The sequence below is a fragment of the Bacillus sp. UNC437CL72CviS29 genome, from assembly GCF_000482345.1.
Classification (GTDB): Bacteria; Bacillota; Bacilli; order Bacillales; family Bacillaceae_G; genus Bacillus_A; species Bacillus_A arachidis.
The window spans coordinates 20524-45683 of sequence record NZ_AXVB01000014.1 but is presented as its reverse complement, the minus strand read 5'-3'; the positions used below and the strand labels follow the sequence as shown (position 1 = coordinate 45683).

At 34.1% G+C, this 25160-nt stretch carries 28 protein-coding genes and 1 pseudogene; 20 read left to right on the top strand and 9 right to left on the bottom strand.

From position 1 onward, the window contains the following. Positions 1-153: 153 nt before the first annotated feature. Positions 154-333 carry a hypothetical protein gene (locus M014_RS0113550; RefSeq protein WP_026592229.1) on the top strand — a complete coding sequence of 60 codons (180 nt, stop codon included), beginning with the start codon at positions 154-156 and terminating at the stop codon, positions 331-333. 106 nt (positions 334-439) lie between these two features. Beyond that, positions 440-1060, top strand: coding sequence for an NAD(P)-dependent oxidoreductase (locus tag M014_RS0113545; protein ID WP_026592228.1), 621 nt, complete (start codon positions 440-442; stop codon positions 1058-1060). A gap of 24 nt (positions 1061-1084) precedes the next feature. Here M014_RS0113545 and M014_RS0113540 read toward each other — a convergent pair whose 3' ends face one another. The 3 genes from M014_RS0113540 to M014_RS0113530 form a co-directional block, all read right to left on the bottom strand. Continuing rightward, positions 1085-1567 carry a DUF456 domain-containing protein gene (locus tag M014_RS0113540; protein ID WP_026592227.1) on the bottom strand — a complete coding sequence of 161 codons (483 nt, stop codon included), beginning with the start codon at positions 1565-1567 and terminating at the stop codon, positions 1085-1087. A gap of 1 nt (position 1568) precedes the next feature. After that, on the bottom strand, positions 1569-2876 hold the full coding sequence (locus M014_RS0113535; RefSeq protein WP_026592226.1) for a hemolysin family protein: 1308 nt from the start codon (positions 2874-2876) through the stop codon (positions 1569-1571). A 209-nt stretch (positions 2877-3085) separates the two neighbouring features. Beyond that, positions 3086-3973 carry a hypothetical protein gene (locus M014_RS0113530; RefSeq protein ID WP_026592225.1) on the bottom strand — a complete coding sequence of 296 codons (888 nt, stop codon included), beginning with the start codon at positions 3971-3973 and terminating at the stop codon, positions 3086-3088. 292 nt (positions 3974-4265) lie between these two features. Here M014_RS0113530 and cbpA point away from each other — a divergent pair, with 292 nt between their 5' ends. The 4 genes from cbpA (at position 4266) to M014_RS0113510 (ending at position 7638) form a co-directional block, all read left to right on the top strand. Further along, positions 4266-4913, top strand: coding sequence for a cyclic di-AMP binding protein CbpA (cbpA, locus tag M014_RS0113525; RefSeq protein WP_026592224.1), 648 nt, complete (start codon positions 4266-4268; stop codon positions 4911-4913). A 458-nt stretch (positions 4914-5371) separates the two neighbouring features. Continuing rightward, the gene (gene brnQ4 / locus M014_RS0113520) at positions 5372-6709 is read left to right on the top strand and encodes a branched-chain amino acid transport system II carrier protein BrnQ4 (protein WP_026592223.1); all 1338 of its coding nucleotides are present in this window, start codon (positions 5372-5374) and stop codon (positions 6707-6709) included. A 67-nt stretch (positions 6710-6776) separates the two neighbouring features. Further along, complete coding sequence (gene csaA, locus M014_RS0113515) at positions 6777-7106, top strand: chaperone CsaA (RefSeq protein WP_026592222.1); 330 nt, start codon at positions 6777-6779, stop codon at positions 7104-7106. Between the two features lie 16 nt (positions 7107-7122). Then, positions 7123-7638, top strand: coding sequence for a DUF1572 family protein (locus M014_RS0113510; RefSeq protein ID WP_026592221.1), 516 nt, complete (start codon positions 7123-7125; stop codon positions 7636-7638). Here the strand turns inward: M014_RS0113510 and M014_RS30095 are convergent. Next, the gene (locus tag M014_RS30095; RefSeq protein WP_026592220.1) at positions 7629-7925 is read right to left on the bottom strand and encodes a hypothetical protein; all 297 of its coding nucleotides are present in this window, start codon (positions 7923-7925) and stop codon (positions 7629-7631) included. The two genes, M014_RS0113510 and M014_RS30095, sit on opposite strands and share 10 nt — an antisense overlap. Positions 7926-7950: 25 nt before the next feature. After that, entirely contained in the window at positions 7951-8244 is a 294-nt protein-coding gene (locus M014_RS29640; RefSeq protein WP_026592219.1) for a hypothetical protein, read from the bottom strand. Between the two features lie 89 nt (positions 8245-8333). On the opposite strand from M014_RS29640, the gene M014_RS0113495 reads away from it, so the two are divergent. From M014_RS0113495 to M014_RS0113475, 5 genes are all read left to right on the top strand, one after another. Then, positions 8334-9488 carry a stage II sporulation protein P gene (locus M014_RS0113495; protein WP_026592218.1) on the top strand — a complete coding sequence of 385 codons (1155 nt, stop codon included), beginning with the start codon at positions 8334-8336 and terminating at the stop codon, positions 9486-9488. Between the two features lie 211 nt (positions 9489-9699). After that, positions 9700-10197: a GNAT family N-acetyltransferase gene (locus M014_RS0113490; RefSeq protein WP_026592217.1), complete on the top strand. Its 498-nt coding sequence runs from the start codon at positions 9700-9702 to the stop codon at positions 10195-10197. Positions 10198-10208: 11 nt separating this feature from the next. Further along, positions 10209-10949 carry a M15 family metallopeptidase gene (locus tag M014_RS0113485; RefSeq protein WP_026592216.1) on the top strand — a complete coding sequence of 247 codons (741 nt, stop codon included), beginning with the start codon at positions 10209-10211 and terminating at the stop codon, positions 10947-10949. Between the two features lie 24 nt (positions 10950-10973). Continuing rightward, on the top strand, positions 10974-11420 hold the full coding sequence (locus M014_RS0113480) for an NUDIX hydrolase (RefSeq protein WP_026592215.1): 447 nt from the start codon (positions 10974-10976) through the stop codon (positions 11418-11420). A gap of 211 nt (positions 11421-11631) precedes the next feature. After that, on the top strand, positions 11632-13107 hold the full coding sequence (locus M014_RS0113475) for an amidase family protein (RefSeq protein WP_026592214.1): 1476 nt from the start codon (positions 11632-11634) through the stop codon (positions 13105-13107). Between the two features lie 50 nt (positions 13108-13157). Here M014_RS0113475 and M014_RS0113470 read toward each other — a convergent pair whose 3' ends face one another. Further along, on the bottom strand, positions 13158-14375 hold the full coding sequence (locus M014_RS0113470; RefSeq protein ID WP_026592213.1) for an MFS transporter: 1218 nt from the start codon (positions 14373-14375) through the stop codon (positions 13158-13160). A gap of 277 nt (positions 14376-14652) precedes the next feature. Here M014_RS0113470 and M014_RS0113465 point away from each other — a divergent pair, with 277 nt between their 5' ends. From M014_RS0113465 to M014_RS26900, 4 genes and pseudogenes are all read left to right on the top strand, one after another. Next, positions 14653-15081: an NfeD family protein gene (locus tag M014_RS0113465; RefSeq protein ID WP_026592212.1), complete on the top strand. Its 429-nt coding sequence runs from the start codon at positions 14653-14655 to the stop codon at positions 15079-15081. A 2-nt stretch (positions 15082-15083) separates the two neighbouring features. After that, positions 15084-16052, top strand: a complete 969-nt coding sequence (locus tag M014_RS0113460) for an SPFH domain-containing protein (protein ID WP_026592211.1) — start codon at positions 15084-15086, stop codon at positions 16050-16052. 488 nt (positions 16053-16540) lie between these two features. Continuing rightward, entirely contained in the window at positions 16541-17716 is a 1176-nt protein-coding gene (gene alr / locus M014_RS0113455) for an alanine racemase (RefSeq protein ID WP_026592210.1), read from the top strand. Positions 17717-17742: 26 nt separating this feature from the next. Next, positions 17743-18041, top strand: a pseudogene (locus M014_RS26900) (DUF2179 domain-containing protein); the annotation flags it as partial. Positions 18042-18060: 19 nt separating this feature from the next. Here the strand turns inward: M014_RS26900 and pdxR are convergent. Beyond that, entirely contained in the window at positions 18061-19488 is a 1428-nt protein-coding gene (gene pdxR / locus M014_RS0113445) for a MocR-like pyridoxine biosynthesis transcription factor PdxR (protein WP_026592208.1), read from the bottom strand. 131 nt (positions 19489-19619) lie between these two features. Between pdxR and M014_RS0113440 the strand changes: the two genes are divergently transcribed. Together M014_RS0113440 and M014_RS0113435 are read left to right on the top strand one after the other, a co-directional pair. Then, positions 19620-20045 (top strand): GNAT family N-acetyltransferase, encoded by a 426-nt coding sequence (locus M014_RS0113440; RefSeq protein WP_026592207.1) that lies wholly within the window; start codon positions 19620-19622, stop codon positions 20043-20045. Positions 20046-20221: 176 nt separating this feature from the next. Beyond that, positions 20222-21349, top strand: a complete 1128-nt coding sequence (locus tag M014_RS0113435; RefSeq protein WP_026592206.1) for a metallophosphoesterase — start codon at positions 20222-20224, stop codon at positions 21347-21349. Between the two features lie 125 nt (positions 21350-21474). Here M014_RS0113435 and M014_RS0113430 read toward each other — a convergent pair whose 3' ends face one another. Beyond that, the gene (locus M014_RS0113430) at positions 21475-22515 is read right to left on the bottom strand and encodes an ABC transporter permease (protein WP_026592205.1); all 1041 of its coding nucleotides are present in this window, start codon (positions 22513-22515) and stop codon (positions 21475-21477) included. After that, complete coding sequence (locus tag M014_RS0113425; RefSeq protein ID WP_026592204.1) at positions 22512-23414, bottom strand: ABC transporter permease subunit; 903 nt, start codon at positions 23412-23414, stop codon at positions 22512-22514. The genes M014_RS0113430 and M014_RS0113425 overlap by 4 nt, the downstream gene beginning before the upstream one ends. A gap of 133 nt (positions 23415-23547) precedes the next feature. Between M014_RS0113425 and M014_RS0113420 the strand changes: the two genes are divergently transcribed. Genes M014_RS0113420 through M014_RS0113410 form a run of 3 tightly spaced genes read left to right on the top strand, consistent with a single transcriptional unit; the run spans position 23548 to position 25151 of the window. Continuing rightward, positions 23548-24114 carry a GNAT family N-acetyltransferase gene (locus M014_RS0113420; protein ID WP_026592203.1) on the top strand — a complete coding sequence of 189 codons (567 nt, stop codon included), beginning with the start codon at positions 23548-23550 and terminating at the stop codon, positions 24112-24114. Between the two features lie 6 nt (positions 24115-24120). Beyond that, positions 24121-24669 (top strand): 2'-5' RNA ligase family protein, encoded by a 549-nt coding sequence (locus tag M014_RS0113415; RefSeq protein ID WP_026592202.1) that lies wholly within the window; start codon positions 24121-24123, stop codon positions 24667-24669. Further along, entirely contained in the window at positions 24666-25151 is a 486-nt protein-coding gene (locus M014_RS0113410; RefSeq protein ID WP_026592201.1) for a GNAT family N-acetyltransferase, read from the top strand. Before M014_RS0113415 ends, M014_RS0113410 begins: the two co-directional genes overlap by 4 nt. The last annotated feature ends 9 nt before the right edge of the window (positions 25152-25160 follow it).

Genomic DNA, 25160 nt, shown 5'->3' with positions numbered 1-25160 from the left:
TATAAGCGAAAATGATTCAAAATAAAAAATAAACGCCTCCCTTGTCAGAAAATTTACAGAAATTTACCGTATCTTTACTTTCTTCTCATATTTCCTTCAAAAAAGAGAAGTAATATGAGATTGTACATATTCTATCAAAAGGGGGAAAAGCAAATGAATAAATGGGTTAAATCTTTAACTGTAATGGCACTTGCGAGCTCTTTATTTCTGGTAGGCTGTAATAATAGTGAGGATAAGAAAAAAGAAGAAGATACAACAACACAGCAAGATAAAAAGAAGGATCAAGAAACGAGCAAGGACAGTACTTCTTCAGATTCAAAGGAAAAAAAATAATATTTTGAATGATAGGGCTTCCTCATGTGTTGAGGAAGCTTTTTTAGTTGTATATTTTCCACTTTTGAGAAAAAATAGAGAGAAATAATAAGTAAGGAGTACGAGGATGAAAATATGTATATTTGGGGCAACTGGAAGAGTTGGTTCACAGTTAATGAAACTAGCATTACAAGATTTACATGATGTCACAGTATTAGTTCGTGACCAAAATAAGGTTGTGGAAAAACATAACAATCTATATATAGTAGAAGGAAATGTATTACAGGAAAATGATGTGAAAAAGGCGTTAAAGGGGGCGGATATCGTGTTAAGTGCTCTTGGGACTGATGGAAATAGAACATTATCGCATAGCATACCTACTATTATAAAACATATGGATAAAGAGGGAATAAACAGGATTATCACGATAGGAACAGCAGGTATTTTACAAGCTCGAACAAATCAGAAGATATATCGATTTCAATCGGAAGAATCAAAGAGAAAAACTACAACAGCTGCAGAAGATCATCTATCTGCTTATGTAGCTTTAAAAAATAGCGAGTTATGCTGGACAATTGTTTGTCCTACACATTTAATTGATGGAGAAGAAACGGGTATGTACCGCACGGAGGGGGAAATGTTACCACTGGACGGATCAAAAATTACGGTAGGAGATACGGCTCGTTTTACTTGGTCTTTAATAAATAAAAAAGTATATGAAAACACTCGTGTAGGTATTGCGTATTAAAAAACCATCCCTGAAAAGGGATGGTTAAAAAAGAATGTAACATACAAAAATGATAATCATAATAATTTGTAAAATCGCTTTTGCCACTGTACTGCTTAAAAAGCCGACGACTGTAGCAATTCCCACCATAAAAGCTTCTTTCGGTGTCTTTTTATGCAATATTTCTGTCATGAAAACAGACAGAAATGGAATGATAATGAGACCAAATGGCGGGAAGAAAAAGGAACCGACAATAATAGAGAGCATTCCCACACGTTCGCCCCATTTGGTACTTCCATATTTCTTTAAGAAATATCCATTTGCGATAAAATCAGCAACAAAAATAAAGATGGTAAAAATGATTTGAAGGATCCAAAAGCTTGTTGATAGCTCCCCGCTATTTATACCAAAATGATAAATGAGATATCCAGCCCATAGTGCGAGTATGCCAGGGATAATTGGATAAATAAAAGCAATAAATGATACGATGAAACATGCAATTATACAAAGTGTAAGAAAAATAGTCACTTTATATCTCCTTTTTACTATCTAGTTTATGTACAGCAACTTTCTTAATTTGATGCCCATCAATCTCTAATGCTTTGAATTGGAAACCAGCATATTCAATTGAATATCCAGCTTCAATATTTAAATCAATAGCTTGGGATAGAAGCCAGCCGCCAATTGTATCTAAATCACTTTCATCAATATGTAAACCAAACATATCATTTACTTCTGAAATGAGCACTTTTCCATCAAATACAGTAAGTTTTGGTGTGCGTTTTTCAATCATTGGTGGTTCATCTGCATCAAACTCATCTTGAATTTCGCCAATAATTTCTTCAATAATATCTTCCATTGTTAATAGTCCAGCTGTCCCACCATATTCATCCACTACAATCGCCATTTGAACACGGTTTTTTTGGAGGTGGATTAATGTTTGACGAATTGGAACTGTTTCAAAGACAGTTAAGACGGGATGTATGTATGCTTCTAAAGGTTTGTGAATTCCCTTCGTTTGATCGTGAAAAATTTCTTTTGTATTTAGCATACCAATAATATCATCTTTATCTTTTTCTATTATCGGATAGCGTGTATATTTTTCAGATGCGATAATTTCCATATTTTCGGATAATGTATTTTCTGTAGATAAACAAATCATTTCTGTACGAGGTACCATAATTTCTTTGGCAACACGGTCATCAAACTCAAAAATATTGTTTACATATTTATATTCGGTTTGGTTAATTTCACCACTCTTAAAGCTTTCACCTAAAATAAGTCGTAATTCTTCTTCTGAGTGCGCAAGTTCATTTTCTTTTGCTGGTTCGAGGCCGAATAGTTTTGTAAAGGATACGGCTGTACTATTTAGTAACCAAATGAAAGGATACATGATTTTATCAAACCAGATGAGTGGTTTGGCAAATTTTAATGTAATTGCTTCAGCTTTTTGAATCGCAAAAGATTTTGGAACAAGTTCACCTAATACAACATGAAAAAAAGTAATAACACTAAAAGCGATGATGAAAGATAGCGTATTAGCCATCGCTCCAGTAATATTTATTTTTTCAAATAGTGGTCGTAGTAAGTGTTCAACAGTTGGTTCACCAAGCCAACCAAGCCCTAAAGACGTGATGGTAATACCAAGCTGACAAGCTGATAAGTATACATCTAAGTTAGAAACAACGCTTCTGGCAGCTAGTGCTTGCTTATTTCCTTCATTTGCAAGCTGATCAATTCGGCTTTTTCGTACTTTTACAACTGCAAATTCAGATGCAACGAAAAAGCCAGAAATGAGGATAAGTACAAAAATGAGAAAAATATTTAATATGTCCAAGTGTGTTCTCTACTCCGAAGTTGGAATAAAGATGTCACCTCCTGCAAGTATGTTATACTTTTATAATAAATCGAAACGAAAATAATAGTCAAAGGAAATGAGTAAATATTGGGATGTTTTTCTAATCATTCATGAATTTGTTGGTATTTTACCCTGAATGAAAGAGGAATAACCCTCCATTTTAAGGAGGGGGATGGCTTATATCTTAATTATTTAATCATTGTTTTTGCAATAGCGTAAGTTTGATGTTTAGACTGGTTTGTTGTCCATACGGATTGAAGGAAGGAAAGAATGATATACGGAATATAAAGGAGTAACAGTCCAATTGTAACAACAGTTGGTGAACTTCCTCCAAATTGAATAATAAATTGTAGTAATCCTTTCGTATGAAAAATACATTCCATATAACAGAATGACAAAATAATGGAACTTAAAATAGATTTATGATTTGAAACGATTGCTATAAATAATGTATTAATGAGAAAAGATGAATCGCGTATAACATGTTCTTCCGTTTTATTTAAAAACGGGATCCATTTTTTAATTGCCTGTATAATGATAATCATTGATGTACTACATATGATGATGAGGGAAGAAAGGAATGGAATTGTTATGTACTTTGCGATGTGTAAAGAAATTAATACAATAGAACATTGTAATAAAACGGTACTGAATGAGTATGGAATCCAGCGCAATATAACAGTATACTTTTTTAATTGTCTTGGTACTTTTAAGAATAAATGTCCAATTGCTAGGCTAATGGAAAAACCAATTACGAGTGTGAATGTAAAGCGAACGATCGATAAAAAGTATACTTCCCATATATAAGGGAATAGAAGTGTAGATTGTCCAGAAACATGTAACACTCTAGTTGAGTTTATAATAGGTTGAGATGAGAAAAGAATAGATTCATGCATCCAATCAATCATGGGGATTGAAATGTGCGGAAAATGAGTGAAATTATAAAAAATCCCAAGTAAACCTTTTAAATAAGAAGGCTCATGCGCTAATAATATAGCAGGAATCGGGCTTATGATAAGAATGATTAGAAGTCCAGCTAAAAAACGATACGTATAAGAACGAACTAATGAAGACATAATTGCTCACCTACTCTTTGAAAATTCAGAAAATTCTTATTCTTATTCTAGCGTTTTTTTGAATAAGTTACAATATCTTTTTCTTTCCATATAGGTTCGGTGTAATAATTTGTGAATATTGCTTTTGTACAGAATAATAATCTACTAAATTTCTCAAAAAATGAATCATTCATGAACAAATAATGACAGTAGTATGAATAGTTTTCAGAAAAGTAAAATAAAATATTTATTTTTTTCTAAAAATATAATATAGTTAGGGCACAGAGAGTATTTTAACATAAGGAGGCTTTTTATGAGGATTAAAGGGAATTATGTACCAAAAAGAGAAGTTTTATATTGCTCCATATCATTAACAATAGGTGAAGCATTGGATCATTTAAATAAAACGGGTTATCGCTGTGTGCCTGTTTTAGATGAAAAGAAAGAGAAATTTTTAGGAAATGTATATAAAGTAGATATTTTAGAATATAAAGGTTCATTAGAGGATAATCTATCAGAATTATTAAATGATAAAGAGGGCTATGTGAGAGAAGACTCTTCTTTCTTTAAAGTGTTCTTTACAATTAAGAAACTACCATATTTGTCGGTTGTCGATGAGAAAGGAACATTTCTTGGAATCTTAACTCATAAAAAGGTATTTGAGCTATTAGAGGATGCATGGGGTGTTCATTCTAGTAAGTATTCTGTTATGGTGGGAACCCAAGATTATAATGGAGCGATTCAAAAACTATCTACGGTTTTGAAAAAGTATAGTGGTATCCAAAGTCTAATGACATTTGATAATGATGCATTGTTAATACGCAGAATTATGTTTACATTGGGTGAAGAGTTTAAAGTAGAAGAGTTAGAGACTTTATTAAAGGATTTAGAGGATCACGGATTTCGTGTTGTATATGTAGAAGAAATGAATAATCCACGTGAAGTGGAGACAATAGAATAGAAATGAAAAGCCATCTGTATAATTTGGATGGCTTTTCGTTATACATAAGAAAAGAAATGTTAATGTTATTTTAAAATAAAAAAATGAATGCGTACGTATTTATTTTTAAAATATTTTCCTAAAAGAATAATAGATGAAAAAGGTGTGCATACTATTTAACTTTCGGAAAATTCTATATAAAAAATATGTTTTTATTTTTCAACTAAATGTGTTACTATATTTGTGATAAAAGTAAAGAGGTCTGACAAGTTTCACTTCACGGTGTAATACTCTGATGATTTAAATATTCGAAAAAATCAAAAATATAAATCAGAGTAAAGAAGAAGGGGAAGTGGAGAAATTATGGAGAAAGACATTGCTTTTTTAGGGGCATACATAATCAACAGGAATAGAAAGGAGGATGCATAGCATATTGTGAAAGAGACAAAAACAATAGAGACATGCTATGCAAAAGAGAGATGAAGGGACGATTAAGGCCAGGAGACACGATAGCGATTGGTTTAATGTTGTTTGCATTATTTTTAGGAGCTGGAAATTTAATTTTCCCACCAGTATTAGGACAACAAGCTGGAGAAAATGTTTGGATTGCCACCATTGGATTCCTTGTAACAGGAGTCGGACTCCCCCTATTAGCTGTAACTGCTGTCGCTTTTGTAGAAGGGGACTTGAAAGCGTTATCCTCTAGAGTACACCCTATATTTGCGTTTATTTTCCCACTGGTTAGTTATTTAGCGATTGGACCATTCTTTGCAATCCCGCGAACAGGAGCGGTTTCTTTTGAAATGGGAATGAAGCCATTTCTACCAGAAGCGTTTGTGTCAGAGTGGTATATGCTGTTTCTTTACACGGTAGTTTTCTTTGGGGTAACTTGGTATTTATCACTAAACCCATCAAAATTAATTGACTGGTTTGGAAAGTTTCTTACTCCGTTATTAGTATTAATTGTTGCTATAATTGTTGGGAAAGCGATTATCGATCCAATTGGGGCACCTGCTGCACCGTTAGATGCATATAAAGATAATGCGTTTTTCGGTGGATTTATTCAAGGATATTTAACAATGGATGCTATTAGTGCACTTGTATTTGGAATCGTTGTGGTACAAGTTATTCGTTCAAAAGGAATAAAAGAGAGCAGACAAATTGCAAAAACGACAATTGTATCAGGAATTATTGCTGTACTAGGTTTAACGTTAATTTATTTATCACTCGCGTATCTCGGCTCAACAAGTACATCACTTGGCGTTTCTGATAATGGAGGTCTTATTTTAACGAAAGTTGTAAACGAGCTATATGGCACGAGTGGCAAAATATTATTAGGCCTTGTTATTACACTTGCTTGTTTAACAACGTCAGTTGGGCTCGCATCAGCATGTGCGGGATTTTTTACAAACTTATTCCCAAAAGTATCACATAAAATGGTTGTAACATTGGTATGTGTGTTTAGTTTAGTTGTATCCAACCTAGGGTTAACACAGCTTATTGCTGTAACATTACCAGTATTGATGATTATTTATCCTGTTGCAATCGTATTAATTGTATTGTCTTATTTCCATAAATGGATCGGACAGCGAAATACAATATATATCGGTGCGATTTTAGGTGCACTAGTTATTAGTTTATTTAACGGTTTAGAAAGTGCAAATATTAAGTTTGATGTAATAACAAATGTCCTGCAAATGCTTCCTTTATATAAGGAAGGAATTGGTTGGTTACTGCCATCATGTGTTGGCGGAGTTATCGGTTATTTTCTATATAGACCAAAAGAATCAGGTGAGTTGCAAAAGAAAGGTGCTTAGGTATCTTTCTTTTTTTAGAGGGAATTTGTATGTTTTGTCTAAATGGTAATTTTGGAGGGAGAATACAATGGCTAATTTTGAAGACTTTTTACAGTTAGATTTACGTATTGGCACGATACAAAAGGCAGAAGAGTTTAAAGAAGCGCGCGTACCTGCAATTAAGCTTGAAATCGACTTTGGTGAACTTGGTATGAAACAATCCAGTGCTCAAATAACAAAGAGGTATATACCAGAAGAGCTAATTGGGAAACAGGTTGTAGCTGTCGTGAACTTCCCGCCCAAGCGTGTTGCAGGCTATAAATCAGAAGTACTTGTGCTAGGTGGAGTTCCGGAACAAGGGGATGTAATCTTATTGCAGCCTGATATAGAAGTCCCAAATGGAACATCTATTAGTTAAATAGGAGGGGACAGGGATGGAAGTTGGAAAAGCTTATTTAGAATGTGCTGTTTCAAACTTTAAGGCGATTCAAAAACAAGGGGAACGGACATTTTCACAGTTATCATACGAACAAATCAGTTGGATACCTCATGAAGAAGCAAACAGTATTGCTATTATAGTCAAACATTTGCAGGGGAATATGCGATCGAGATGGACAGATTTTTTAACGACAGATGGTGAAAAATTAGATCGGAACCGTGATGGTGAATTTGAAGGCGGTTATGCTTCAAAAGAAGAGATGTTAGTAGCGTGGAGGGATGGTTGGGGTTATGTTTTTCAAGCGCTGCAATCATTAACTCCGCAAGATCTTTTAAAAAGCGTTCATATAAGGGGAGAAGCACAAAGTGTTATGCAAGCAATTGAAAGGCAAATCACTCATTATGCATCACATATCGGACAAATTATTTATGTTGGAAAATTGCTGAAGGGAAAAGAGTGGGAATGTTTAAGTATTCCCAAAGGGCAGTCTAATCGTTATCTTCAAAAGTGACGTTCAATATAATAATAAGAAATAAAACGATATAGAACGGGCACTAAAAAAATAATCCAAATGACTGATGGTTCTGTTATTGTTAAAATAGTGCCTATAGCGAGAGTATACCAAATGAAATATATTCCAAATAGCGTATTAATAGGAATAAAGTTAGAAAAGAAAAATTGTTGATTAAAACAAGCATTGTGAAATAAGTAGATGCGTACGTAAAGCATTGTAGTAATAAGATCTTGCTTTCTGACAATTTTTTTCTGACATTTATGACATATAAAAGTTATTTTCATTCATACACTCCATTTAAAAATAAGATTATGACTTTCTTAAATTTGTTATTAGTTTATAAATAAGGAGATATAAAGAATATACTCCTACATAAGCTCCGGTAATGAGAAATAATGGGTTCAATAAAATACCGTGAATCGTTGTCATAAATACTAAGCCGTGCAGTACAACATCATATATGTTAAAAGCAATTAGTATACCCAGTATATATAATGAAAGGTACGCGCAAATATCTAAGAAAGCATGGATTTTAGGGTGTACTGCAAATAATAAAAAAACACATGATAAAACAATAGGCATGATACCTATAATTAGCTTCAATTCATTTCACCTCTAAGACAATATTGCCCAAATTTAGGCGGTCTATTCTCGATAGCTTGTACATAAGTTGGAACAGAGAGGGTGATGTTATGAATCGAGGCTTTTTTTATGTGAAATTAACAAGTGTACGAAAGCTTATTTTATTTGTCGTCATTATGGTGTTAGTAACCTTTTTCCTTATTAGTATGATGGTGACTTCATTGAAAGAAACAAAGTCAGCATATTTATATAATTGGTTGAATGAGTTATCAATGAATGGTTATATGTATGTGATTGGAAAGGAAAATCATTATTTTACACAAGAATATCGGAATTTAAATCAAGATTTTTCGATTTCATCTTTTCTTTTTTCAACAGCAACAAATATTCGATTTGATGATGTACGCAGTTTCGTTGGGAAAGAACTTCCTGGATTCGGAAGATATGATACAGAAATTGTCATTGCTGGTGAAGGAACAAATTATTCTAACTTACCTATTGAGTCGAGCGTTCCACTTGAAGAAGTGGTGAAAGAGCGTACAGGAGAAACAGGACAAGTTCCGAAAACGGATCCGAACAAAGAGAAAAAAGAGCCTGCGCAAACAACAGGGAAAAGACAAATTGCATTTATTTATCATTCTCACAGTTGGGAATCATATTTACCTTTATTAAATTTAACAAATGATCCAGATCCGAATAAGGCAACAAGTTCTGTGACGAATATTTCTATACTTGGAGAACGGTTCCGTGACCAATTAGCAAATGAAGGAATAGGAGCAGTTAATGACAAAACAGATGTTGGGAAAAAGTTGATAAGTAAGGGGTTAAATAGTAATAGTTCTTATAAAATGTCTCGAGAAATTGTACAGGAGGCAATGGGAGGAAATAAAGAGCTACAATATTTTTTTGACTTACACCGAGATAGTGCCCGCAAAAATGTCACGACAAAAGCAATTGGAGATAAATCGTATGCGAAGCTTGCCTTTGTCATTGGAAAAGGAAATAAAAATTACACAAAAAACTTACAATTAGCAACTGCCCTGCATGAAGCGATTAATAAAAAATATCCAGGGGTAAGTCGAGGAGTTATACAAAAGGGGTTTCAAACAGGGAATGGTGTTTATAATCAGGATTTGTCAGGACAAGCGATTTTAATTGAGGTAGGAGGTGTAGATAATACATCTGAAGAACTAAATCGCTCCATTGATGTATTGACAAAAGCATTTAGTGAATATTTTTGGCAAGCAGAAAAGGTGAATGGGTGAACGTAAGCGAACTGCTTACGTTTTTTTGTATTCAATAAGAAGAAAAAGATAAGAACTAATGCTTTTCTAAATAAAGTTTCATCTTCATTATACTAATATCGAAATTTGTCTATTTATTCTATGAAAAATAGAGAGGTATTTCATAAAAAAATGGCGAAATCCTCTTTACGGATAAAGTTTTTCACATTATAAAGTTGACAGGGTGATAGAGATGATACGAGAAATTCAAATAGAGGACGCAGCAGCATTTTTGCAATTAGGAAAACAATTGGATGAAGAAACTTCCTATATGTTATTGGAACCAGGTGAGCGGAATACAACAGTGGAGCAACAAAAAAATATGATCAAACGCTTTATAGAAACTTATAATTCTACAATATTTGTAGCAGTAGAAAAGGAACAATTAGTCGGATTTATTTTAGCTAATGGTGGTAATGCACAAAGAAACAAGCATGCAGTAGCAATTGTAATTGGAATTTTACAAGAATATAGCGGAAAAAGAATTGGGGCGGCTTTGTTTAAAGAGGTAGAAAGATGGGCAAGATTACATGATGTATGGCGTTTAGAGTTAACAGTAATGGCCCATAATACACGAGCACAAACACTATATAAAAAAGCAGGATTTGAACAAGAAGGTATAAAAAAATCTTCTCTTATCGTTGATGGGAGAAATATTGATGAGTATTATATGGCCAAATTATTAAAATAAGAGGTCGTTTTATGAAAAAAAGATGGAGACTACTGGTTCTCGTAGTAGTTGCGATTATTATTGGAGTGGCAGGCATTAATTATAAAATGTATAAAGATAAACGGGCACAAGAAGTGAATGGTAGCGCTGTATTTCCAAAAGCGCAAGACACGATTGCTAAAATGGAAGGGGATCTCGCGGTTGTGAATAATCCAGATTCTGTACTCGTACTTGTAAATAAAAGTAGACGGCTACCAGATCGTTATAAGCCGCAAGATTTAGTTATTCCCAAAGTACGTTATTCCAGTGAAGGTGATCAAGAGAAAAAAAAGATGAGGAAAGAAGCGGCGCAAGCACTTGAAAAAATGTTTGAGCAAGGTGATCAAGAGAGAATTTTTCTCTTTGCAGTCTCAGGTTTCAGATCTTTTGATCGGCAAAAAGCGTTAAATACAATGTATAAGATTCAAGATGGGGAAGCGAAAACAGCGATGTCGAGTGCAGTACCAGGAACGAGTGAACATCAAACGGGACTTGCAATGGATATTACGTCACAATCAGCTAAATTCCAATTAGAGTCTGTTTTTGGAGATACCAAGGAAGGAAGATGGCTTGCTCAAAATGCACATAAATTTGGTTTTGTCATTCGGTACACAGAAGAGAAAGAGGCTATTACAGGTTATCGATACGAGCCGTGGCACGTACGTTATGTAGGGAATCCGCAAGCGACATATTTATATGAAAATCAATTCACCTTAGAGGAAGCAATGCAGTAATCAATTTAAGGGGAGAGGGTCCAGGTGACAATGTTATATAAGAAAAAAGTATATGCATACATTACAAGGGAGAAAGCAGGAGTTATACAGTTACTGGTTTTTACTCATCGTGATATACCAGATGCAGGTGTACAGGTCCCAGGCGGCACGGTTGAAGAAGGAGAAAAATTAGAAGAAGCAGCAATACGTGAAGTGTTAGAAGAGTCGGGTTTACGTCATTTATGTATAGAACGTTACATTGATGATTATATCATCCATGTAAAAGAAAAACAGGAATATCAAAAATGCCATTTTTTCCATATTTCGTTGTTAACAGATGTAAAGGATACGTGGGAACATACAGTAAGTGCCGGGGATGAAGATCGAGGTTTAGTATTTTGTTACGAATGGATCGATATCGCAAAGTGTCCTGTATTAGCAGGAAATCAAGGCGAATTTATTCATTTATTAGAAGAGATGTATGTGAAGTAGAAAGTTTGTTCATATACTAAAAAACGTTTTAGACAGCTTTTGTTCGTCTAAAACGTTTTTTTATTCTCTTTGAAATGGAAGGTTTTTGAAAGTGGAAGTTGAAATTCTTGGTAGAGGATTTATTTGTTGAAATGGGGAGAAATCACAATGATTAAAATTGATAAGTAATAAGATTTGAAATGAGGAAAGAACGAATAAGGAGAGATTTTAGGTGGAGATTCAATTCAATAAACTACTAAGAAAAGAATTAACAATTCAAGATATACAAACAGCGATGGAGAATGGGGAATTTACTTCGAAAGAGTTAGTTATGTATTATCTTCATAGGATAGCGAAGTATGACCAGGACGGTCCGAATATAAATTCTATTTTAGAAATAAATCCAGATGCGATTTTTATCGCAGAAGGATTAGATCATGAAAGAAAAATAAAGGGTGTCAGAGGTCCTTTACACGGTATTCCTGTTCTCTTAAAAGATAATATTGAAACAAATGATTCAATGCATACAAGTGCAGGGACAATCGCTCTTGAAAACTATATAAGTAGTAGTGATGCATTTCTTGTGAAAAAGCTTCGTGAAGCAGGTGTTGTTATATTAGGTAAGACGAATATGACGGAATTAGCGAATGGGATGTCTTTTGAAATGTGGACTGGATATAGTTCAAGAGGAGGACAAGTCATTAATCCATATCGTTCAGGTGATGATGATTTTTTTGTTGGTGGTTCGAGTACAGGATCAGCTATAGCAGTTACTGCAAACTTTACTGTTTTATCTGTTGGAACAGAAACGGATGCCTCTATTTTAAGTCCGGCAGTTCAAAATTCTGTAGTTGGTATTAAACCGACTGTTGGTTTGATTAGTCGCAGAGGGATTATCCCTTTCACATATTCGCAAGATACAGCGGGACCTTTTGCTAGAACAGTAACTGACGCGGCAATTTTATTAGGGAGTTTAACAGGAATAGACCAACTTGATCCTGCAACCTATAAAAGCAAAGGGAGAGCTCAACAAGATTATACGGTTTATTTAGATTCTAATGGTTTAAGGAGCGCTAAAATTGGAGTATTTAACAAAGCATCTGAAGGCTATTACGAATCTGGAGAGTATGATGAGGAACTATTTCAGAATGCTGTACAAGTACTGCGTAATGAAGGAGCGACAGTATTAGAAGATATCGAAATCCCATCTTTTCATAGGGAGTGGAGTTGGGGAGTCTCGTCGTATGAATTAAAACATAGTCTAGATAATTATCTTTCTAAGTTACCTTCAAATATTCCAGTTCATTCTATCTCTGAATTAATTGCATTTAATAAAGGCATAGAAGAAAAAGCATTAAAATATGGACAAAAAAGGTTAGAAATGGGAAAAGATTTTCCTAATACCCTAAGAAATCCTGAATACTTAAATGCAAAGTTAGAAGATTTATATTTTTCCCAGGAGCAAGGAATTGATTTTGCCTTGAAGAAATATGGTCTTGATGCAATTCTCTTTCCTTCATATATAGGATCAACAATATGCGCTAAAGCTGGCTATCCTTCCATAGCGATACCGGCCGGATATAGGAACAGCGGCAGGCCTTTTGGAATCACTTTAGCAAGTACTGCATTTAGCGAAGGTACGTTAATTAGGCTTGCATATGCATTTGAACAAGCTACAAAATATAGACGAATTCCAAATCTATCATAAATACAGCGCAAAAAGGATAGGGTGACCTATCCTTTTTGCATTCTGTGAACTTAAAGAGAAAGGTCCTTTTCTTGCCGCTTCGTATGTTTTAGTAAAATAAAAGATAAACAAGCAGAACATAAAATTAGAAAAGCAGCAATGATATAGATAGTACGGACACCGAACATATCGGTAATAATACCAACGCTTAGCATAGAAATTCCTGAAACAGCCGAAGTAAGTGTGCCATGAGCGGTATACACTTTTGATAATAGAGGCGGTGGTACGCTTGATTGTAAAGCGGTTGTTTGGGAAATATCTCGAATTTGATAGGAAGGCCCCATTAGAACACAAAGAAACAGTGCAAGAAATCCGTTGCTTGTTATGCCATATAGGAAAGTGAGCACGCTGAATAGAAGAGATCCTAAAGCCATTGAGCGTATTAAGTTATTTTGAATATATGTACTTATTCGCCATGCTAATAGTCCACCAATTAATGTTCCGATATAATAGCTTGTGTTAATATACCCCCACCACTCTTCTCCTTTATGAAGAGCGGTCGTTACGTAAGCCATTGTAATACCGCCAATCCATATCGTGCCAGCAAAAGTTTCAATTAAGTCCATATATGTAACGATACGGAGGGAGGGGTGCTGAAATAAAAGTTTCCATCCTTCTATTAATGTAGCTGATTTGGAAGATGATTTCTCTATTGTTTGTTCAGATTGTATAGTGTGCAATGAAACATATAATGTAGTACATCCAAAAATCATTAATACGTTGTTTATCATAAGTGTAGGAGTAGCACCAATTAATAAGACCACTACACTTGTAAATGAATAAGCAGTTGCTTGAACAATTTGTGTTGAAAAGGAAAAGACACTATTTACTTTTACTAATTTTTCTTGTGGTGTTAGGCGTGGAATAACAGCATATAATAAAGGGGAACTCCAACCTTCGCATAATGAAATGAGAATAATAAAAGCAAGAAGGGCAACGATGTTAGAAGATAGTAAGGGAAATAGTACGGTTAATAGAATCAAAAGGGAAGTCTTAATCCCCTGTAATGTAATGAGTAATGAATAAGATGGAAAACGATTCATTAGAAGTGGTGCGGATGTACTCGCAATAAAACTTGTAATAACTCGTAATAATGGAAAAAAAGCTGTGATAGTAGCTGATTTAGTTGTTATATAAATATGAGTAGTAAGAATCATTATGTACACAACTTCAACAAGAGTGATGCATATTTTAGAAATCCAATAAAAGGATAATGGTCGTTGAGGCAATAGGAATACCACCTTTTTATAAGTAATTATTTTTTCTTTATATTCATATTAATCTGCGGAAAAGTTTTTTGAAAGAATTTTATTTTTTGTAACTTTTAGACAGGAATTTTCATGTATAATAAAGAATATATTAATATACTATTTTAGTGATATTCATCGTAACAGTGAATATGTATAATGCTTCCGTTGAAACGTCTCCTATTAATTAGGAGGACGTGATAAACAATTCTTTTTTTCATATACATATAGAAAATAAAAAAGAAAGTGAGGGTTGCATATGGCTGGATGGGTGGTTTGGTTTATTATAGCCGGTATTTTATTTATTGCAGAAATGTTATCAATTACCTTTTACATGCTATGGCTTGGCATTGGAGCAGTTGTCGGAGGTCTTATTGCATTATTTGCTCCAGATGCATTATTTCTACAAGTTGTTGTAGGAGCAATAGTGAGTTTAACATTGACTTACTTTACGAAACGAATCTCTAAAAATTTTCGAGAGGCAAAAGGATTTACGGATACTGTCGATAAACTGGCTGGTAAAAAAGGAATTATCCTGCAAGCGATTACAAGTGAAGAAAATGGGATTGTGAAGGTGGATGGCGATACTTGGACTGCGATTTCAGATGTTCCCATTTCTACTGGGGAAAGAGTCATTGTTATAAAGAGGAGCAGCACTGTTTTACATGTGAAAAGGGAGAGTGAATAAAAATGGTAGTATTAACATTAACGATTATTTTTGCATTAATTGTCATTGTATTCATCGCGTTAACAATTAAAATCATGCCCCAACAAAAGGTAGGTGTGGTTGAAAGGTTTGGTAAATTCCAACGCATCATGCAGCCGGGGTTAAATCTAATAATCCCAATTGTAGATCGTATACGTGTATATCATGATTTACGTATTCAACAAACAAATGTACCACCACAAAAAGTTATTACGAAAGATAATGTACAAGTAGAAATTGATACGATTATTTTCTATCAAATTGTTGAGCCTGAACTGGCGACATATGGTATTTCTAACTATGAATATGGTGTTCGTAATATTACATCCGCAACAATGCGTCAAATTATTGGTAAAATGGAACTGGATGAAACATTATCAGGGCGTGAAAAAATTTCGACAGAAATCCGTCTAGCGCTTGATGAAGCAACCGAAAAATGGGGCGTTCGGATTGAACGTGTAGAAGTAGTAGACATTAATCCGCCAAAAGATGTGCAAGCGGCAATGGAAAAACAAATGAAAGCAGAGCGTAATAAGCGTGCTATTATTCTAGAAGCAGAAGCGGCGAAACAGGATAAAGTCCTTCGTGCAGAAGGGGAAAAACAAAGTAAAATCTTGATGGCTGAAGGGGATAAAGAAGCGCGTATTCGTGAAGCAGAAGGTATAAGGGAAGCAAAAGAATTAGAAGCGCAAGGGGAAGCGAGAGCGATTGAAACGATTGCAAAAGCGGAACAAAACAGAATTGAACTACTACGTGCAGCGGACTTAGATGAACGCGTTCTTGCTTATAAATCATTTGAGTCATTGGCTGAGGTTGCAAAAGGACCAGCTAACAAAGTCTTCATTCCGTCTAATGCGATTGAAACACTTGGTACACTCGGTGCAATTGGTGAAATTTTCAAAGAAAAACAAGAGAAGAAATTGCCTTCTTCTGATACACCGAAAGAACAATAGAAACGAAAAGGAGAAATGGGCTACCATTTCTCTTTTTTTATCATTCTAACTGAGAAGACTTCCTACGCTAAACGAAGTAAGAGTTATATTACATAAGGCTTGTGTATATTCGTATATAAAGATGGTGATACATTAAAAAATATGCTGCTCATATACACGGAAAGAAAGTGTTATTTTTTATTTTCTCATATACATTTGTAATTAATACTTTGGAAGAGTTATATACTACAATCAATGTCTTAACGGAAGCATTTAGTAAATATTATTGGGATACAGAGAAGGTGAATAGATGATGCAACGCTGCTTGAACAAATATTGTAATTCTCCCCATATCCGTATATAATAGTGTCTTAGGAGCATTATACAATACTTAAAATTCCGAAAATTCTAGTAGTTTGACTAGAAAATTGAAAAGTATTATATTGTAAAAGGTCATATTAAACGAGAAATAGAATGGAAAGCAATTATTGAGTTAGGAGTTTAGACCGATGAGTTTGAGATATGGAAGAGATACAATTGTTGAAGTGAACTTAGATGCTGTAAAACATAATGTGAGAGAATTTAAAAAACGTGTAAACGATAAAAATATTGCAATGATGGCAGCTGTAAAAGCGAATGCATATGGACACGGGGCGGTTGAAGTCGCAAAAGCAGCAATTGAGGCAGGAGTGAATCAACTTGCTGTTGCATTTGTAGATGAAGGAATTGAACTGCGCGAGGCGGGAATTTCTGAGCCGATATTAATTTTGGGTTATACACCAGTAGAAGCGGCAATAGATGCTATTGAATATGATATCATGATGACAGTATATAGAATAGAAGACTTAAAAGGTATTGATAAAGTAGCGCAGCAGTTAGAAAAGAAAGCACGTGTTCAAGTGAAAATTGATACAGGAATGAGTCGTATTGGTTTGCAAGAAGAAGAAGTTTCGCCATTTTTGGAAGAACTAAAAAAAATGAAGCATGTAGAAGTAGAAGGTATGTTTACACATTACTCTACAGCTGATGAAATTGATAAAACATATACAAATATGCAAACGAATTTATTTGAGAAAGCTGTCAATACAGCGAAGGAAATAGGGATTCACCTTCCGTATATTCACAGTTCAAACAGTGCTGGATCAATGGAGCTAAGCAACACATTTCAAAACTTGGTTCGTGTTGGGATTGGGATTTACGGCATGTATCCTTCACAAGAAGTGGATCATACCGTTGTTTCATTGCAGCCGGTATTGTCATTAAAATCGAAAGTAGCACATATTAAGCACGCACAAAAAAATCGTGGTGTAAGTTATGGGAATACGTATGTAGCAACTGGTGAAGAATGGATTGCGACTGTTCCGATTGGTTATGCAGATGGATATAATCGTCAGCTATCAAATAAAGGGCATGCGTTAATTAACGGAATTCGTGTACCAGTTCTTGGGCGAGTTTGTATGGACCAGTTAATGTTAGATGTTACAAAAGCAATGCCTGTACAAGTAGGGGATGAAGTAGTTTTCTATGGTAAACAAGGTGAGGAAGAAATTCCAGTAGAAGAAATCGCAGATATGCTTGGGACAATTAACTATGAAGTGACTTGTATGCTAGACCGAAGAATCCCGCGCGTATATAAAGAAAATGATGAAATGACTGCTGTTGTGAATATATTAAGAAAAAAATAATTGAGAAAAGGGCTGAATCGCTAAGCTTCAGTCCTTTTTTATTTTCAATTGAGCAAGCGATGTTTTTACCCGCAATTCTCTATATTGTTACGAAGGAGTTAGAACTTTTTGTTACGTATCTACATGGAGAAGGTGTTTTTTTAGGAGAACACCAGAGAAGCATCTACTGTATTACACAACGTTTTATTTATCCAAAGATGGAAGATCTCGTCCTCTCTGTAGATTCAAGTGCATCATTGAAGCTTCTTATTCAAAAGAAACAACTGGTGTGAAACGTCCAGGAATGTCATCGTGTTCAGTGCGAGCATCAAATGATCAGATGTGAGAAAAACGGCTCCTTGCAATTATTTTTGCAAGGGACCGCTTTTTTTAGCAAACCAAGCTTCTTTTAGTAATGTTACAACGGTTTCGATTGTATTAATCGGTATCCCACCAAAACCTAGTAATACATAAGCTTCTTTTAGTAAATTATTTACTGAATCGTAGATGGATAGAGGGTAAAGTTTTACATGTTTTTCAGCAGCTGATTGAATAAGTTCTTGTTCATTCATGCCGTTATGAACATGTAGTACAATGTGAAGTCCAGATTGATCTCCAAGGATATCAACATTAGTACCCATTTGGATCGAAATTGATTTGACTAATGTATGATGTTTTTTCTTATATAATGTACGAACGCGATTTAAGTGTCGATCCCAATCTCCTTTTTGAATGAAGTTAGCAAAAGCAAGCTGTTGTATTTTAGATACAGTTTGTTTGAAAATGCCACCTAAGTTTGTATAGACTTCCAAAAGGTGATTAGGAAGAACGATATAGCCCATTCTTAAGGAAGGTAAAAATGATTTTGAAAAAGTCCCCATGTAAATAACACGTTCATTTGTATCAAGTCCTTGCAAGGAGGGAATCGGTTTTCCAACGTAGCGAAATTCCCCATCATAATCGTCTTCAATAATATAACCAGATCGATCATTGGCCCATTTTAATAATTCAAGTCGCCTTGATAATGGCATAATCATGCCATATGGAAATTGATGAGAAGGCGTAACATAAGCAACATTTGCATCGCAATTACTGAGAGATGAAATGTTCATTCCTTTTTCATCTAATGGAACAGGATGAATAGGAAGTCCGCAGCTTTGGATAATGGTTTTTATGCGATGAAACCCAGGGTTTTCTATGGCGTATGATTTTTGCATTCCAAGCAATTGTAAGAGTAACCAAAGAAGGGGCTGTGTACCGGCACCAATAATAATTTGATTAGGTGTGCAATGAACCCCGCGAGCATGATACAAATACTTTGCAATGTGAGTGCGAAGTATAAGTTCTCCTTGTGGGTCTTCTTTTGTAAATAAGTCATTTTCATATTGGAGTAAGCTTTCATGTAGTGCTCTTTTCCAATTTGAGAGTGGAAAGGCTGTTTGATCGATATTTCCTTGGCTACAATCAAAATAGAGCGGTTCTGTTTTTGTTTTTTGAGATTCGTAAGGGGTAGATGGAGCTTGGTGTTTATTCGGTATAACATCCACATCTACTTCCGTTACAAATATACCACGCTTTGGTTTGCTTTCCACATAACCTTCCGCGGATAACTGCTGATAAGCTGATTCGACTGTAATACGGCTGACACCAAGTTGTAATGCTAAATTTCGATGAGAAGGGAGACGTGTTCCAGCAGGTAGTGTTCCCTTTAAGATTTCTTGTTTTATGTAGTTGTAAATTTGTATATAGATAGGTGTTTGACTTTCTAATTGTAGAGGAATAATTAAATCCATTGTATACGCCCTCCCTTAAAACTGTCCTTATAAAAAAGAATTAAACTGCCACTTAAGGAAAGGGCAGTTTCTATTTATAGTAATGATATAACATTTAGAAAATTTTATAAATAGTTAGGGGGAGATTACTGATGAATGTTAAGGAAATAAAAACAAAGGAGCAATTAGAAGGAGTATTACCCGTTTTACAACAATTACGAACTGCACTTACAAAAGAGGAAGTGCAATTTTTATTTCATCAGATGAAAGAGGAACGTTATCAATTATTTTCTTTGTATAATGAAGAAAATGAGGTGGTGAGCCTTGCTGGGGTAGCGATATGTACGAATTTTTATAATAAGAAACATGTTTTTGTATATGATCTTGTAACGGCAGAGGCTCATCGCTCCAAAGGATATGGTAAAGCATTATTATCATATATAGAGGAGTGGGGAGCAGAAAAGGAATGTAGTTCGGTTGTTTTGACGTCAGCGTTTCCAAGAATTAATGCACATAGATTTTATGAAAGAGAAGGATATGATAAGGTAAGTTATGCTTTTTGTAAAGAGCTACAATAGTGAAGAAAAATAGTAGATTCTAAATGTGATAGGATATAGAATCTGCTATTTTTTTGTTATAACAGAAATAAGTGAAAAAAAGGTGTAATAGGGTATTTTGTCGAATTGTTTTTATGAAATGATGAAAAAACATTTAAATATGTAGAAAGCTGTAAATGAAAAAAGGGGCGTCTATATTGGATAAAATAAAAAAAATATCAATTCCAAACGACGGAAGAGTTATTGTTATTTCTGATATTCATGGAGAGCTAGAGCTTTTTAAAAAACTATTAAGCAAAGTTAATTTTAGTGCAGAAGATTATTTAATAATTAATGGTGATCTTTGTGAAAAAGGAAGAAATAGTAATGGTGTTGTAAACTATGTCATGGAACTTTCAGCACAGAATCAAAAGGTACATGTTGTTGAGGGGAATTGTGAAGCTTTAGTTGAGGCTCTTTTAAATAAAAATCCCGGGTTAATAAACTATTTATGTACGAGAAAGTATTCTATCTTTAATGAATGGCTTTCCCAATTAGATTTTCATATTAATGAAGAGACGGATATTGGTGAGGTAAAAGATATATTAATGAGCTGTTTTTCAAAAGAGATTAATTGGCTCACGGAATTACCAACTGCTATTGAAACAGAGGACTATATTTTTGTGCATGCAGGGCTTGAGGATATAGAAGATTGGAAGAAGACCGAACGGAAAAATGCGTTTGCAATGCCGGAGTTTTTTACTAAGTCACATCGCGCAAATAAGTATGCAATAGTTGGACATTGGCCTGTTGTTAATTATTCTGAAGAGGCACCATCTAATAATCCAGTTATCGATGAAAATAAAAAAATAATTGCGATTGATGGCGGGAATACTATTAAAGAAGCGGGACAATTAAATGCATTTATCATTCATAGATCAATTTCTAGAGATGTGTTTTCATCTACATATGTAGATCATTTTTCACAATATGAAATTTTAGCGGATTTTAATGCGGAACCAATGATGCAAGGTGGAGTCATGTATCCGTATTATCATATCGTACCAGTTGAAGGAAATGATGATTTTACAGTATGCAAACAAATAGAAACAAATAAACGATTATATGTTAAAAATGAATATATAAAGCAAGATGAAGCAGGTAATTATACTGTTAAAACCGATATTTCTTGTGCGCAAATAAGTGTAAGGAAAGGTGATATTGTTTCACTTATTGATGATAGCTGTACGGGATATGATTTAATAAAAAAAGATGGTGTGGAAGGCTGGATAGAGAAAGGGATTTTACTTAGGTTAAGTGAGAAAAAGATTAAGACAGTTAGCTAATGAGAGAAAATAGGGGGAACTTATCCCCCTATTTTCTATGTTGTTGGCTTTGGGAGCGAATTTGCATTAATATAAAAAGTATAGATTAACAAATAGTTTTTCTTTTGTATAAGTTCAATCATTTTTTACAAATGTAATGAAGACCGTTTTCTTTTCTCTAAAGAAGCAAATGAAAAAGAATCTTTATTTTTCACATATATTTTTTGATCTTGAACAGGTTGTACTATTATTACTTGCGAACTCCTTGTTTTTAGGGCATCTTGAATTCCAATAGTCATAAGTTTAATGAAAAGTATAGTAATAAAGAATGTGATGAGTGTATAAAAGATAATCCATAATGAAAGACTCATTTCATAACGATTTAATCCAATAAGGCCTGCCCAATCATTCGAGAGTGAAACAGGTTTGAACTCACCTTGGTCCATTTCTTTCAGTTGTATCCCACCGATTATAATGTTAAGTAATGCTAGATGGATCATAAGTATGAGTGTTTGGACAATATGCTCCATAAATAAAACAAATGCTCGGTCTAATAATAAGACACGCAAGTGTTTTTTAATAATATGAAAACGGCTTGCCCCCATTAATTGTGAGCTCAATATATAATCTTGTTTCATAAACTCATCAACTTCTGATGAAATATAAAAAGAAATTGTAGGGAGAGCAATAAAAATGAGTATGATAGCTTGATAAAGTGCAAATGGGATATTTGGACTTAGTCGATCTGCATTTGATGTGATTTCAATATTAACCGGTGTAATGAGCATAAATGCGATAAATACAGTTGGGATATAATAAAATACCTCTGAACATGCCTGGAAAAATCTTTTACATTTTGCTGCGTATAAGCTTAATAGGATACCTAAACATGTCCCAAATAAAATACGTAATAAACTAATTGCAACAGCAAATAAAATTGTAAATTTAGCTCCGTCTAAAATTTGTAAGAAGATCGATTCTCCAAAACGGTCAGAGCCAAAAGGTGGCATTAAAGATGGTGAAAAGGGTGCCTTTCCAAGTAACTCATTCTTGTCATTATAAAGCAACAGAGGTGCCTCTGGTATACTATCTTTAAAGAACAAACTATAAATACAGCTAGCTGTAACTAATGCAAAAAGATAAATGAATCCGACTAAAAAACGTTTTGATTTCCAAATAGATTTCATAGAGTTTCTCCTTTTATTTGTTTTTGCCACCTATTCATCATTAAAGAGATTATTTGAAAGATAATATAAAACGGTAAAATAATCATGATAAGTATGATAAATGTAGCAGAAGGTGAAACAAACGCCTTGCTAAATAAAAATTGAATAATGCCCTTCATATTAAAAATAAATTCTAAAATGAACAAGTTAGAAAGTAAGAAAACAAAAATTGTTTTTAAATGGTGGAAGAAGTGAATAGATATATTTTTAAATAAGTGGATACATAGTATATAACTTGATGAAAGACCTTTTCCATATGCAACCTCTACATATTGTTTTCCATGTTCTTCTTTTATATATAAAATCATCATCCGAAACATTTGTAATGTAGGTAAAACCGCTAAAGATAAAATTGGAAGTAAATAAGCTCGATTTTCATTAAAAGAAATAATTGTGACTGGAGATTCCCCGAACTTCCTAAGAAACCAAATGAAAAACATTTGTAAGCAAATCATCATCATCATGTCAGGGACAGCCTCTAATATAAAAACAAGTCGATTTATCCACCTTTTGATAGAATCTTTTGCTAAAAAATAAAAAAATGCCATGCTAGATGAAAGAAAGAGTGCAAGAACAAAAGCTGTGAACAAAACAGTAAATGAATATATATAAGGTTCTAATACGGTTGGAAACAACGGAGTTTTTTTTAGATTGCCGAACTTCGCTTCTGATGATAGAACGATAAGGGATTCCGGTGATAAAACTTCTTGTAACATAGTAAAAATCTGTTTGAAAAATTGAAGCGGCTGAAAGGTGAATCCGCCTTGAGTAACAAATAAATAAGGTAAATTTAACAATAGTAAGAGTGATAAAACAATCGATGAAAGTTTTATTGTGAATTGAGATATTTTATGTAACATTAAATCCCTCCGACATCTTTTTACAATATTATACAACAAAGTTATCGTTATTGTTTGATTTTTCTAAAAAATAAATATAATATTAGTAGTATGTTAAATTCTAATATTCTATTTAATAGTATGGGAGGAAAGTATGGAACATATATATTTACAAGGTAAAAAAGTGATCGTAAGAAAAATAGAAGAGAAAGATATACATTCTTTATATTCACAAATATATAAGGAAGAAAACCCTGAGTGGAAAAAGTGGGATGCACCATACTTTCCGTTTTCTATTCAGAAATATCCGGTGTATATGGAAAGTTTACAGTCTAAGCTAAAAGAGGAGCCTCTGTCGCAATTTATTATTGAAACGGATAACAAAATAATTGGGATAGTTGGCTTCTATTGGGAATATAAGGCGTCACGCTGGTTAGAAATAGGGATTACGATTTATGACCCAGCGTATTGGAATGGTGGTTATGGAACAGAAGCCTTGCGATTATATAGGGATTTGCTATTTGAAAACATGGAGATTGGTAGGGTGGGACTAACAACCTGGTCTGGAAATGAAAGAATGATGAAAGTCGCAGAAAAAATCGGTATGAAATTAGAAGGTAGAATGCGAAAATGTCGTTACTATAATGGAATATATTATGATTCTATTCGAATGGGAATGATTCGAGAAGAGTGGGAAGAGTTAAGAGAAACAAAGGAGTGAAGAAAGATGTACGCCGTTATTGCTACATTTGATGAGGAGTTTTTGAAGGATATGAAAGTGATTAGAGAAGGGCTAACGGACATTGTACATAATAAAGACCTAGAGCCTCATATTACATTGGCTGATTATCATACTTTGGATTTGAAAGCGTATGGAGAGAAATTAGAAGAGTTTACAGAGGATATAGGGTGCTTTCCAGTTGAATTTTCTTCTGTGGGTACTTTCCCTACAAATGGAACCATCTTTTTGGCACCAACGATAACGAGAAGGTTACTAGAGTTACATCAATTGTTTCATAATCATTTTATGGACTTTCATGATTACCCGCAGTCGTATTATGTACCAGAGAAGTGGGTGCCAAATTGTACGATTGCAAATCGTTTAGAGCGAGAGCAATTCGTTTGTGTAATGGATTTTGTATATAAGAATTTTAGTACACAAAAGGCAATTATAGAAGGTTTAAAGTTAATTAAAGTGAACTATGAAAATAACAATCCAATTTCTTATAGTGTGCTAGCACACTGCAACTTAAAAAAAATGGGGACATTAATATGACGTATGTAATTAGAGATATGAATGCACGAGATATTATTGCTGTACAAGAAGTGGCGAAAGTGGCTTGGCATGCTACATATAGAGGACTTATTCCACAAGAGATTCAAGATAAATTCTTAGGACAAGCATATTCATTTGAAATGATGAAACGACGTTTGGAACATTCACACTTATTCGTAGTAGAAGTGGATGATCAAGTTGTTGGATTTGCTAACTTTTCACCTATAAAATATCAAAATGAAGCAGAATTAGGGGCTATTTATTTATTGCCGGAGCATCAAGGAAAAGGAATTGGGACAGCTTTATTACAAAGAGGTATTACCTATTTAGAAGGGGTTAGAAAGATTTATATTCATGTAGAAGCAGCAAATGAAAAAGGGAAACGGTTTTATGAAGCAAAGGGCTTTGCAGCTTTAGAGCAATTTGAAGAAGACTTTGAGGGACACATGATGCAAACGGTAAGAATGGTGTTACATGTGTAGGGGATGATT